Origin of the sequence: Streptomyces caatingaensis (assembly GCF_001187435.1) — a bacterium.
Classification (GTDB): domain Bacteria; phylum Actinomycetota; class Actinomycetes; order Streptomycetales; family Streptomycetaceae; genus Streptomyces; species Streptomyces caatingaensis.
In genome coordinates, this window is record NZ_LFXA01000010.1 from 69,804 (window position 1) to 81,826 (window position 12,023).

Annotated in this window: 9 protein-coding genes and 1 riboswitch; of the genes, 3 read left to right on the forward strand and 6 right to left on the reverse strand. The window is 73.3% G+C overall.

All coding sequences use genetic code 11. The annotated features are described in order from the left end of the window. The first annotated feature begins 48 nt into the window (after positions 1-48). Positions 49-330, forward strand: a complete 282-nt coding sequence (locus AC230_RS17090; RefSeq protein ID WP_049717131.1) for an HPr family phosphocarrier protein — start codon at positions 49-51, stop codon at positions 328-330. Between the two features lie 147 nt (positions 331-477). Here the strand turns inward: AC230_RS17090 and AC230_RS17095 are convergent, their stop codons facing one another. From AC230_RS17095 to AC230_RS17110, 4 genes are all read right to left on the reverse strand, one after another. Next, complete coding sequence (locus tag AC230_RS17095) at positions 478-1,206, reverse strand: GntR family transcriptional regulator (protein WP_049717132.1); 729 nt, start codon at positions 1,204-1,206, stop codon at positions 478-480. Between the two features lie 255 nt (positions 1,207-1,461). Then, complete coding sequence (locus AC230_RS17100) at positions 1,462-2,268, reverse strand: M23 family metallopeptidase (RefSeq protein ID WP_049717133.1); 807 nt, start codon at positions 2,266-2,268, stop codon at positions 1,462-1,464. Positions 2,269-2,281: 13 nt separating this feature from the next. Further along, a riboswitch (cyclic di-AMP (ydaO/yuaA leader) is annotated at positions 2,282-2,438 on the reverse strand. Positions 2,439-2,650: 212 nt separating this feature from the next. Next, on the reverse strand, positions 2,651-4,018 hold the full coding sequence (locus AC230_RS17105) for a M16 family metallopeptidase (protein WP_049717207.1): 1,368 nt from the start codon (positions 4,016-4,018) through the stop codon (positions 2,651-2,653). Between the two features lie 44 nt (positions 4,019-4,062). Then, positions 4,063-5,424, reverse strand: a complete 1,362-nt coding sequence (locus AC230_RS17110; protein ID WP_049717134.1) for a M16 family metallopeptidase — start codon at positions 5,422-5,424, stop codon at positions 4,063-4,065. 243 nt (positions 5,425-5,667) lie between these two features. Here AC230_RS17110 and AC230_RS17115 point away from each other — a divergent pair, with 243 nt between their 5' ends. Further along, positions 5,668-8,127, forward strand: coding sequence for a DNA gyrase/topoisomerase IV subunit A (locus AC230_RS17115; protein WP_049717135.1), 2,460 nt, complete (start codon positions 5,668-5,670; stop codon positions 8,125-8,127). A 492-nt stretch (positions 8,128-8,619) separates the two neighbouring features. Here the strand turns inward: AC230_RS17115 and AC230_RS17120 are convergent, their stop codons facing one another. Next, positions 8,620-9,765, reverse strand: coding sequence for a CobW family GTP-binding protein (locus AC230_RS17120; protein WP_078871328.1), 1,146 nt, complete (start codon positions 9,763-9,765; stop codon positions 8,620-8,622). A gap of 183 nt (positions 9,766-9,948) precedes the next feature. On the opposite strand from AC230_RS17120, the gene AC230_RS17125 reads away from it, so the two are divergent. Next, the gene (locus AC230_RS17125) at positions 9,949-10,854 is read left to right on the forward strand and encodes a sucrase ferredoxin (RefSeq protein WP_049717136.1); all 906 of its coding nucleotides are present in this window, start codon (positions 9,949-9,951) and stop codon (positions 10,852-10,854) included. Between the two features lie 25 nt (positions 10,855-10,879). Here the strand turns inward: AC230_RS17125 and AC230_RS17130 are convergent, their stop codons facing one another. Next, positions 10,880-11,947: an ABC transporter substrate-binding protein gene (locus AC230_RS17130; RefSeq protein WP_049717137.1), complete on the reverse strand. Its 1,068-nt coding sequence runs from the start codon at positions 11,945-11,947 to the stop codon at positions 10,880-10,882. Positions 11,948-12,023: the final 76 nt, after the last annotated feature.

The window sequence follows — 12,023 nt, forward strand, 5'->3', positions numbered from 1 at the left end:
CCGTGCGACACTGGTCTAGACAACCTCCCCGACTTGAAGGGCAACACCATGGTTGAGCGCCGAGTGAACGTCGGCTGGGCCGAGGGTCTGCACGCCCGCCCGGCGTCGATCTTCGTCCGTGCGGCGACGGCCGCCGGGGTCCCGGTGACGGTCGCCAAGGCCGGCGGCACCCCCGTCAACGCCGCGTCCATGCTGGCCGTGCTGGGCCTGGGCGCCCAGGGTGGCGAGGAGCTCGTCCTCGCCAGCGAGGCCGAGGGCGCCGAGGCCGCGCTCGACCGCCTGGCGAAGCTGGTCGCCGAGGGGCTGGAGGAGCTCCCCGAGACCGTCTGAACCCCTGACGCGGCGGGGCCGCGGCGGCCCGGTGGGGGCCCGCCGCGGCCCCGCCGCGCGCACGCCGGCGCGCGGGCGGACGCCGCCCGGGAACCGCCACAATCCCCGGTCGGCGTCCCTTCCGCCCACCTGGATAGCGCGGGGTTGTTACAGGCGGGCGCCGGCCGTGTTGACGGCGCGTTTCCCGTCCGCCGTCCGCGGCACACCGGCCGGCGGGACGGGGTGCCGCAGCCGGAATTCGCCCGGCGGCCGCTGGGCCCGTACGGCCGCGATCGACCGCGCGCGCTCGGCGTCGCGGCGCAGCACGGCGTCCACGAGGGCCGCGTGCGTGTCCCACACCTCCGCGGGCCGCGCGGGCGGCTCGGCCGCGTACACCCAGGCGATCTTGCGCCGGACCTGGGTGAGCAGGGCGGCGAGGCTGGGGCTGCCGGACGCCTGGGCGAGCGTCTCGTCGAACCAGTCCCCCAGCGCGCACAGGTCGCCCGTGCGCCCCGACCGGACGCGTTCGCGGCCGAGTCTCACCAGCCCCCGCAGCACCTTCAGATGCGCGTCGGTGCGCCGCTGCGCCGCGCGGGCGGCGCCCAGCGGCTCCAGCAGGGCGCGGACGTCGAGCAGGTCGGCGGCCTCCTGCTCGGTCGGCTCGGCGACGCAGGCCCCGGCGTGCCGGCGGGTGGTCACGAAGCCTTCGGAGGCCAGGGTGCGCAGGGCCTCGCGGACGGGCACGCGGGAGACGCCGTAGCGGCGCGCGAGAAGCTCCTCGATGAGCCTGCTGCCGGGCGGGAAGGCACCGGAGACGATGTCGTCGCGGATGGCCGCGCACACGGCCTGGGCGGAGACGCGGCGGGCGTCCCGCCCCTCGTCGCCCTCGCCGTTCACGAACGTCCCCGCATCGACGAACCCCTCCGTATCGCCCCGCACCGCCCCGTGCCGTCCGCCGGACGCGGCCGGACGGCATCCGGCCGGCGCCCGCTCGGGGATGCCCGGGGACGATCGACTCTATTGCAATCACTTGCGAAATCCGATGGCCCGCCGGCCCCCGGGGAATCGTTTTGGCCATACGGAACGCACACCGGGGGGCACGCCGAAGGCCCCGGCCGGGGGCCGGGGCCTTCGCGAGGCGGTGGGGGCGTCCTACAGGTCGACGCCGTGGGCGCGCAGGTAGGCGACCGGGTCGATGTCCGAACCGTAGGTGGGCGCGGTGCGGGCCTCGAAGTGCAGGTGCGGGCCGGTCACGTTGCCGGTGGAGCCGGAGAGGCCGATCTGCTGGCCGGGGGTGACGGTCTGGCCGACCGACACGGATATGGACGACAGGTGGCCGTACTGGGTGTAGGTGCCGTCGTTGTGCTGGATGACGATGTTGTTGCCGTACGCGCCGCCCCAGCCGGCCTCGACGACGGTGCCGGCGCCGACGGCCTGCACGGTGGTGCCCTCGGCGGCGTGGAAGTCCACACCGGTGTGGCTGCCGGAGGACCACAGGCCGCTGCTGGCCTTGTAGGCGGTGGAGACGAACGAACCGGCGATCGGCATCACGAAGGCGTTGAGCCGCTTGCGCTCCGCCTCGCGGGCGGCGCGCTCCTTCTCGGCGCGCTCGGCCTCGGCCTTGCGCTTGGCCTCGTCCGCGCGCTTCTTGACCTGGGCGGCCTGCTGCGTGGCCTCGGCCTCGGCCTGCCGGCGGGCGGCGGCCTGGTCGGCGGAGCCCTGCTGCATGTGGGCCTGCTCGCCGAGGCTGTCGGCCACGTGGTCGGAGAGCACGACCGCCTGGGTGAGGCCGGTGTCCTCGTGACGCTGCGCGTCGTCGGGGGCGGCGGCGAAGGCCGGAGCGGCGACGCCGGCGACGACGCCCGCGGCGGTGAGGGTGGCTATCCCGGCGACGTTGGCGCCGACGCGGGCGGCGCGGCTCGGACGACGGTGCTTCCCGGTGGCACGGGTGAACGCCATGGCTGCGGCTGTTCCTTTCCTTCCCTCTCGCCTACCGGGTTAGCTGACGGGTTCGGAGCAGGAAGGTCTCCTACGGCCCCCTCCGGAGAGGAGCCCGATTCACCCCAGGGAACAGGTGGTTCCCCGGCTCCCCTGGCTCGTGCCGTACGGGGACTCGGCGATGGCTGCCCGGGGCCGCGGTTGCGGCTCCGATCTGACGGACTGCCGCCCCGAAGCTAATCGGCGTCAGATTCGAACGGCAAACGGAACCGCGTTTTCGTGACGCACGCCACACGCTTCCCGTGCAACCGTCCTGCCAATTCGGGCATAACGGAGGCGCGTGGGCCCCGGTGGTCCCACGCGCCTCCGTACTCGGCAGCGCCGGCCGCTCCCTGAGCGGTCGTCAGGCGGACACCACCGTCACCTCGCCGATCCCGAGCGCCTTGACGGGCTCGACGATCTCGGCGGCGTCCCCGACCAGGACGGTGACGAGACGGTCGGCCGGGAAGGCGGCCACGACGGCCGCGGTGGCCTCCACCGTGCCGGTCTCCGCGAGGCGTTCGTAGAGCCGGGCCTGGAAGTCGTCGGCCAGGTGCTGCTCGACCTGGTCGGCGAGGGTGCCCGCGACGGCCGCCGCCGTCTCGTACTTGAGCGGGGCGACGCCCACGAGGTTCTGCACGGCGACGTCGCGCTCGGTGTCGGTCAGGCCCTCGGCGGCGAGGGTGCGCAGCACCGTCCACAGGTCCGCCAGCGCCGGGCCGGTGTTGGGGGTGTCCACCGAGCCGCTGATGGCCAGCATCGCGGCGCCCGTCCCGTCCGGGGCGGAGCGCAGGACCTGGGCGAAGGCGCGGACGCCGTAGGTGTAGCCCTTCTCCTCGCGCAGCACCTTGTCGAGCCGGGACGTCAGGGTGCCGCCCAGGCAGTAGGTGCCGAGCACCTGGGCGGGCCAGACGCTGTCGTGCCGGTCGGCGCCGGTGCGGCCGATGAGCAGCTGGGTCTGGACGGCGCCGGGGCGGTCCACGACGATCACACGGCCGGTGTCGTCGGCGGTGACCGGCGGCACGGGCCGGGGCTGGGCCGGGGAGCCCGTCCAGGCGCCGAGGGTGTCGGCGAGCGCCTGGTCGAGGTCGACGCCGGTGAGGTCGCCCACGACGACGGCCGTGGCGGTGGCGGGGCGGACGTGCGCCTCGTAGAAGGCGCGGACGGAGGCGGCGTCGATGCGCTCGACGGTCTCCTGGGTGCCCTGGCGCGGCCGCGACATCCGCGAGTCGGCCGGGAAGAGCGCGGCCGACAGGGCCATGGCGGCCCGGCGGGCCGGGTTGGCCAGCTCGTGGGGGATCTCGTCGAGGCGGTTGCGGACGAGGCGCTCGACCTCGTTGTCGGGGAAGGCGGGGGCGCGCAGGGCGTCCGCGAGCAGGCCCAGGGCCTTGGGCAGCCGGGAGGCCGGGACCTCCAGGGAGAGCCGGACGCCCGGGTGGTCGGCGTGCGCGTCGAGGGTGGCGCCGCAGCGCTCCAGCTCGGCGGTGAAGTCCTCGGCGCTGAGCTTGTCGGTGCCCTCGGAGAAGGCGCGGGCCATGATCGTGGCGACGCCGTCGAGCCCGGCGGGCTCGGCGTCCAGCGGCGCGGCCAGGCTGATCTCGACGGCCACGACCTGCTGGCCGGGGCGGTGGCAGCGCAGGACCGTCAGGCCGTTGGGCAGGACCTCCCGGGCGGGGGCCGGGAAGTCCCAGGGGGTGGCCGTGCCGGGGCGCGGCTGCGGGTGGAAGTGCATGGTGGGCTCGGCGGTGTCGGTGGCGCCCACGACTGCGGCGTCGGTCACTGGGCCGTCTCCTGTTCCTGTGCGTTCTCGTCGGCCTGGGCGTCGGCGGCGTCGGACTGCGGGCCGGTCGGTTCGTACACGAGCACCGCGCGGTTGTCCGGGTGGAGGCGGGCCTGGGCGACGGCCCGCACCTCCTCCGGGGTGACCTCCAGGACGCGCTGCACGGCGGTGAGGGCGAGCTGCGGGTCGCCGAAGAGCACGGCGTAGCGGCAGAGTTCGTCGGCGCGGCCGCTGACCGTGGCCAGCCGGTCGAGCCACTCGCGCTCCAACTGGGCCTGGGCGCGCTCCATTTCCTGCGGGGTGGGCCCCTCCAGGGCGAAGCGGGCCAGCTCCTCGTCGACCGCGGCCTCGATGGCGGGGACCTCGACGCCGGCCGACGCCTTGACGTCCAGCCAGCCGAGCGAGGGGGCGCCCGCGAGGCGCAGCAGGCCGAAGCCGGCGGCGACGGCGCTGCGGTCGTGCCTCACCAGGCGGTTGTGCAGGCGGGAGGACTCGCCGCCGCCGAGCACGGTCAGTGCCAGGTCGGCGGCGTCCGCCTCGCGGGTGCCGTCGTGCGGCAGGCGGTAGGCGGCCATCAGGGCCCGGGAGGGCACCTCCTCGTGGACGACCTGGCGCAGCTGCCGGCCGATGACGTCCGGCAGGCGGCCGTCGCGCGGCGGCTGCTTGCGGTCGTGGGCGGGGATGGAGCCGAAGTACTTCTCGATCCAGGCGAGCGTCTGCCCGGAGTCGATGTCGCCGACGACGGCGAGGACGGCGTTGCCCGGCGCGTAGTACGTGCGGAAGAACTCCCGCGCGTCCTCCAGGGAGGTGGCGTCCAGGTCGGCCATGGAGCCGATGGGCGTGTGGTGGTACGGGTGGCCCTCGGGGTAGGCCATCGCCGTCAGCTTCTCGAACGCGGTGCCGTACGGCACGTTGTCGTAGCGCTGGCGGCGCTCGTTCTTGACGACGTCGCGCTGGTTCTCCAGGGACTCGTCGTCGAGGGCGGTGAGCAGGGAGCCCATCCGGTCGGCTTCCAGCCACAGCGCCAGCTCCACCTGGTGGGCGGGCATGGTCTCGAAGTAGTTGGTCCGCTCGAAGCTGGTGGTGCCGTTGAGCGAGCCGCCGGCGCCCTGCACCAGCTCGAAGTGGCCGTTGCCCTTGACCTGGGCCGAGCCCTGGAACATCAGGTGCTCGAAGAGGTGGGCGAGGCCGGTGCGGCCGGCGACCTCGTGCCGCGAGCCGACGTCGTACCAGAGGCAGACGGCCGCGACCGGGGTCAGATGGTCCTCGGAGAGCACGACCCTCAGGCCATTGGCCAGGCGGTGCTCGGTCGCTGTCAGGCCGCCGGTACCGGCCCGCTGCGCGGCCGTGTGACCCATGGGCATGTACGTCCCTTCGATCGCTTGCTTCTCGCGCATCGCGCGCCGCCGCATCAATGTGGCGCCCGCGACGGCTCGCGGATGAACTGTGCTGTCACTGTATGCAAGCGCACTGACATCCCGCGAAGTTCCCGGCCGGTCCCCTCTTGCGGACGGGTCGCGGTCGGGGTTGTCGGTGGGGCGGTCCACAATGGTCGGCGTCATACCCGCCCCCGGCAATCGATCGAAGGAGCCGCAGCCGCGATGGCCCGCCGCAGCACGAAGACCCCGCCGCCGGAAGAGTTCGAGGAGCGGATCCTCGACATCGACGTCGTCGACGAGATGCAGGGCTCCTTCCTCGAGTACGCCTACTCCGTCATCTACTCCCGCGCCCTGCCCGACGCCCGCGACGGCCTCAAGCCGGTGCAGCGCCGCATCCTCTTCCAGATGAACGAGATGGGCCTGCGGCCCGAGCGCGGCTACGTGAAGTGCGCCCGCGTCGTCGGCGAGGTCATGGGCAAGCTCCACCCGCACGGCGACGCCTCCATCTACGACGCCCTGGTGCGCATGGCGCAGCCGTTCTCGATGCGGGTGCCGCTGGTCGACGGCCACGGCAACTTCGGCTCGCTGGGCAACGACGACCCGCCGGCCGCCATGCGGTACACCGAGGCGCGGATGGCCTCCACGACCTCGCTGATGACCGCCTCCATCGACGAGGACACGGTCGACTTCGCGCCCAACTACGACGGCAGCGAGCAGGAGCCGGTCGCCCTCCCCGCCGCCTATCCGAACCTGCTGGTCAACGGCGCGACGGGCATCGCGGTCGGCATGGCCACCAATATGCCGCCGCACAACCTGGGCGAGGTCGTCGCCGCCGCCCGGCACCTGATCCGGCATCCGAACGCCGACCTCGACACCCTGATGAAGTACGTCCCCGGCCCCGACCTGCCCACGGGCGGCCGGATCGTCGGCCTCGGCGGCATCCGGGACGCGTACGAGACCGGCCGCGGCACCTTCAAGATCCGCGCCACCGTCTCCGTCGAGAACGTGACCGCCCGCCGCAAGGGCCTGGTGGTCACCGAGCTGCCGTTCACAGTGGGTCCGGAGAAGGTCGTCTCCAAGATCAAGGACCTGGTCGGCTCGAAGAAGCTCCAGGGCATCGCCGATGTGAAGGACCTCACCGACCGGGCCCACGGCCTGCGCCTGGTCATCGAGATCAAGAACGGCTTCAACCCCGAGGCCGTGCTGGAGCAGCTCTACAAGCTCACGCCGATGGAGGAGTCCTTCGGCATCAACAACGTCGCGCTGGTGGACGGCCAGCCGCTCACCCTGGGCCTCAAGGAGCTGCTGGAGGTCTACGTCGACCACCGCTTCGAGGTGGTCCGCCGCCGCAGCGAGTTCCGGCGCGGCAAGCGGCGCGACCGGCTCCACCTGGTCGAGGGACTCCTGACCGCGCTCGTTGACATCGACGAGGTCATCAGGATCATTCGATCGAGCGACAACGCGTCGGAAGCCAAGGCGTCACTCGTGGAGCGGTTCTCGCTCTCCGACGTCCAGACCCAGTACATCCTCGACACCCCGCTGCGCCGGCTGACCAAGTTCGACCGCATCGAGCTGGAGGGCGAGCGCGACAAGCTCACCGCCGAGATCGAGGAGCTGACCCGGATCCTGGAGTCCGACGCGGAGCTGCGCAAGCTCGTCTCGGCCGAACTGGCCGACGTGGCCAAGAAGTTCGGCACCGACCGGCGCACCGTCCTGCTGGAGTCGGCCGGCGCCCCCGCCTCGGCCGTCCCCCTCCAGGTCGCCGACGACCCCTGCCGGGTGCTCCTCTCCTCCACCGGCCTGCTGGCCCGTACGGCCACGGGCGAGCCCTTCGCGCCGGAGGCCGGCGAGGCCAAGCGCGTGAAGCACGACGTCATCGTCTCGGCCGTCCCGGCGACGGCCCTCGGCGAGGTGGGCGTGGTGACCTCCGCCGGCCGCCTGCTGCGCCTGCGCGTCATCGACCTGCCCCAGCTCCCCGAGACGGCGTCCGCGCCCAACCTCTCGGGCGGCGCCCCCCTCTCGGAGTTCCTCTCCCTGGACGACGACGAGCGGGTCGTCTGCCTCACCACCCTCGACGAGTCCTCCCCCGGCCTCGCGATCGGCACGGAGCAGGGCGTCGTCAAGCGCGTGGTCCCCGACTACCCGGCCAACAAGGACGAGCTGGAGGTGATCGGCCTCAAGGAGGGCGACCGGATCGTCGGCGCGGTCGAGCTGCGCACCGGCGACGAGGACCTCGTCTTCATCACCGACGACGCGCAGTTGCTGCGCTACCCGGCCGCGCAGGTCCGCCCGCAGGGCCGGCCGGCCGGCGGCATGGCGGGCATCAAGCTGTCCTCCGGGGCGAAGGTGATCTCCTTCACCGCCGTGGACCCGGCGGAGGACGCCGTGGTCCTCTCCGTGGCCGGCGCCAGGGGCGGCCTGCCCGGCGCCGCCTCGGAGGGCACGGCGAAGCTGACCCCCTTCGACCAGTACCCCCGCAAGGGCCGCGCCACCGGCGGCGTCCGCTGCCAGCGCTTCCTCAAGGGCGAGGACTGCCTCGTCCTCGCCTGGGCCGGCGCCACCCCCGCCCGCGCCGCCGGCCCCTCCGGCACCCCCGCCCCCCTCCCCACCCCGGACCCCCGCCGCGACGGCTCGGGCACCCCGCTCACGAAGCCGATCGCGGCGGTGGCGGGGCCGGTGTAGGCAGCGCTGGGCGAGGCCGGCCCCTGGCTGGCCGGGGCCGGTGTGGCCGGGGGCCGGTGTGGCCGGGGGCCGGTGTGGCCGGGCTGGCCGGGGGCCGGTGTGGCCTCCGGTGCGGTCATCGAATGGGGTCACCGCCGGGCTGGGGTGAGTGCGGGGAACCCCGGCGGACGCCGACGGGGCCCTGGTGGATGTCAAGGGTGCGCTTGGGGCATGGGGGCGCTTGGGCGCCCCCTGGTGACGGCGCGGCGGGGCGAGGCCGCCCAAGGCAAGGCCGCCCCAAGGCAAGGCCGCCCCAAGGCAAGGCCGCCCCAAGGCAAGGCCGCCCCAAGGCAAGGCCGCCCCAAGGCGCAGGGGCGAAGCCCCGCGCCTGGCTGCGCCCAGGGCCGCCCGGCCAAGGCGCGGCCCCGATGCCCCCCGCGGGGGTGCGAAGGGGCGCAGCCCCTGGGGGAAACGGTGAAAGGGCGGGTCCGGGGCAACCCTCCCCCACCCACCTCAGCCCTGCGTATACCGCAAGACACCCCACATGCTCCGCTCATCAACATCCACATCAACACCCCCACCATCCCCACCGTCCCCCGCACCCCCAGCACCGCTCACACCCCCACCACCCCACCGACACCCCTCCAGCCCCTCCCTCAACGCACCCCCGTCAATCCCGCTCCCGATCATCACCAACTGCGTGACACGCGCCTCCGAACGCCCCCACGCCGACCGGTGCATCCGCAGGAAATCCCCCACCGCGTGCAGTGCGAACTTCTGCCGGTGCCCGGGCACGCCGAAGTACACGAACCCCTTGATCCGGTACAGCCCTTCCGGCCGCCGGTCGAGGAACTCCATGAACCGCCGCGGATGCAGCGGCTCCTCGGAGACGAACTCGACGCTCTCGTAAGCCGCGTGCAGGTGCCCCTCATGGCCCTGGTCATGACCACAGCCGTGACCACAGCCATGACCAGAGTCATGACCACAGCCATGCTCGTGTCCATCCCGCACCAGATCCTCGAACGACAACTGCCGGATCCCCTCCAGCCGTTCCTCCCGCGGCCTCCGGTCGAAGAGCAGCTCCGGGTCGACCCGTCCGTACGACGCGGCGACCACCGGCGTCCCCGGCGCCAGCTCCGCCAGCACCCCGGCGAGCTCCTCCCGCTCCGCCTCCCCGATCCGGTCCGTCTTGTTGAGGACGACGAGGTCGGCGACGCCCAGATGCCGGTCGAGCTCGGGGTGCCGGACCCGGGTCCGGCCGAACTCCGCGGCGTCCACCACCTCCACCAGCCCCCCGTACATGATCTCCGTGTTGTCGCTGGCGAGGATCATGCGCACGAGCTCCTGCGGCTCCGCCAGCCCGCTCGCCTCGATGACGATGACGTCGATGCGGGCGGCGGGCCGCGACAGCCGGTCCAGGAAGGCGTCCAGGTCGCTGGTGTCCACGGCGCAGCACAGACAGCCGTTGCCCAGGGACACCATGGACGACCCCACCTGCCCGGCCACGCTCATCGCGTCGATCTCGATGCTGCCGAAGTCGTTGACGACGACCCCGATCCGGCTGCCGCCGCTGTGCGTCAGCAGGTGGTTGAGCAAGGTGGTCTTGCCGGAGCCGAGGAAGCCGGCCAGCACGATGACCGGGATCTGTCGCTTGGTCACGCGGAAAAGCCTCCGTCGTCGGCAGGGAGCGCCCGGGGGCCCGGGGCGCTCGGGGGAACACTCGGGGGAACAGGGGAAGCCGGGCACATGGGGCCCGCGAGCCCCGCCCGCACCAGGATATGGTCGTACCGGAAACGGACTTCCGGGTCGAACCGTTCCCCCGGTCAGGTTAGGCTCGCCTATGTGAGCACGTGCGCGACCGCCTCCCGCCTCCTGGCCGAACCCCTCTCCGGCACCGCCGCCCCCGCGCGCACCTGGCTCCTGATCGAACAGCCCGGTCCGTGGGGCGCCAAGGCGCTCCGCGCCAGCCGCCTCGACCCCGCGACGGGCGGGGCCCTGGAGGAGGCCGCGGACGGCACGGGCGTACGGATCGCCCTGATCCGCCGCCCCGGACGGCACGCCGACTGCGACCCCTTGAACACCCGGCGGATCTTCGTCGCCCACACCGCACCCGGCCGCTCCTGGATCCGCACGGCCGAACTCGCCGACCCCGCACGCCTGCTGGACCTGGACTTCACGGCGCTCGGCGCCGGGGACCACGGCGGCCTGGGCGCACCGTACGAGGGCGACCCCCTCGCACTGGTATGCACCAACGGCCGGCGGGACCGCTGCTGCGCCCTGCTGGGCCGGCCGCTGGCGGCCGAGCTGGCCGGGGCGGGCGGGACGGAGGTCTGGGAGGTGACGCACATAGGCGGCCACCGCTTCGCGCCGACCCTCCTCGTCCTGCCGTACGGCTACGCCTACGGGCGCGCCACGGCCCCCGCGGCCAAGGAGGCCCTGGAGGCGGCGCGCGAGGGCCGGATCGTCACCGCGAACAGCCGCGGCCGCTCCGCCTGGGCACGCCCGGCACAGGCCGCGGACCTGGCGGTCCGGGCGCTCACCGGCGAGGAGGCCGCGGAGGCCCTGGACGTGTCCGCGACGACGGGCGCGGCGCCGCGCTGGACGGTGACCGTGACCCACACCGACGGACGGTCGTGGCAGGTCGTCGTCGAGCAGGGCGCCGCGGCACCGGCCCGCCCGGAGAGCTGCGGCCGCGCCGCGGTCCCACCGGCCCGCATGGACGTGGTCCACATCGCCCCGGTGGTCTGACGCGGCCCGGCGCCGGCCCTCCCGCTCAGCCCTCCTCACCCGCCTTCTTCACGAATTCGGTCGTGTACGTCTTGCTCAGATCGATCGAGGCCTTCTTGAGCTCGGGTTTGAACGACGCGAGCACCTCGTGGACCGTCCGCGGCCCGTCCTGCGGCATCACCCCGTCCTCGGTGAACATCGGCAGCGTGCTGGCGATCGCCTTGGTGTAGAGCTCCTTGCCGCCCTTGGCGTAGTCGTCGGGCATCTTGGCGGCGATCTCCTCGGGCTTGTGCGAGGACATCCACTTCAGCGTCCTCACCAGGGCGTTGGCGAGCCGCTGGACGGTGTCCTTGTTCGCGTTGACCCAACTGGTGTTCATGTAGAGGCTGGAGGAGGGGTAGAGCCCGCCGAGCGCGGCCCTGGATCCCTCGGGGGTCCGCATGTCGATCAGGACCTTCCCGGCGTCCCGGGCGAGGACCTGGCCGACGGTCGGGTCCGTGGTCATGCCCGCGTCGATGGACCCCCGCTCGAGCGCGGCGATGAACGTCTGCCCGGCGCCGACCGCGACGGGGGTGAACTCGCTGACCCGCACCCCGTTCTTCACGGCCAGGTACTTCGTCAGGAAGTCGGTGGACGAACCGAGGCCGGTGACCCCGAGTTTCCTGCCCTTGAAGTCCTTGGGCGAGGCGATGCCGGAGGCGGCCTTCTTCGAGACGATCTCCACCTCGCCCGGCGCCTGCGCGAACTGGACCACCGATTCGACGGATTTGCCCTTGGCCTGGAGGTCGAGCGTGTGGTCGTAGAAGCCGACCGCCCCCTGCACCTCCCCGGAGACCAGGGCGGTGGTGGCCTGCACCCCGGCGGGCTCGGTGAGCAGCTTGACCGAGACGCCCTCGTCGTGGAAGTAGCCGAGCCGTTCGGTGAGGATCACCGGCAGGTAGATGACCTTGTCCAGGCCACCGACCATGATCCTCACCTGCTCGCCGGTGAGGGCGTTCCGGCTCTTCGGGCCCGAGCCGCCGGACGCGTCGTCGGCGCACCCGGCGAGCGCGAGGCACAGGACCCCCGCGGTCACCGCCGCGGAGATTCTGCTGAACGTGCGGAACGTGCGCATGCGTTGAGTCCTTCGGGTCGTGGTGCACGGATCGGGGGGTGTGCGACCGGCCGGACGCCGGGGCGTACGGGCCGGG

Bases quoted from the DNA above. Each gene is read 5' to 3' on its own strand.
- AC230_RS17105 (WP_049717207.1), bottom strand. From the start codon at position 4,018: ATGCACTTCCACCCGCAGCCGCGCCCCGGCACGGCCACCCCCTGGGAC.
- AC230_RS17115 (WP_049717135.1), top strand. From the start codon at position 5,668: ATGGCCCGCCGCAGCACGAAGACCCCGCCGCCGGAAGAGTTCGAGGAG.
- AC230_RS17130 (WP_049717137.1), bottom strand. From the start codon at position 11,947: ATGCGCACGTTCCGCACGTTCAGCAGAATCTCCGCGGCGGTGACCGCG.
- AC230_RS17090 (WP_049717131.1), top strand. From the start codon at position 49: ATGGTTGAGCGCCGAGTGAACGTCGGCTGGGCCGAGGGTCTGCACGCC.
- AC230_RS17100 (WP_049717133.1), bottom strand. From the start codon at position 2,268: ATGGCGTTCACCCGTGCCACCGGGAAGCACCGTCGTCCGAGCCGCGCC.
- AC230_RS17110 (WP_049717134.1), bottom strand. From the start codon at position 5,424: ATGGGTCACACGGCCGCGCAGCGGGCCGGTACCGGCGGCCTGACAGCG.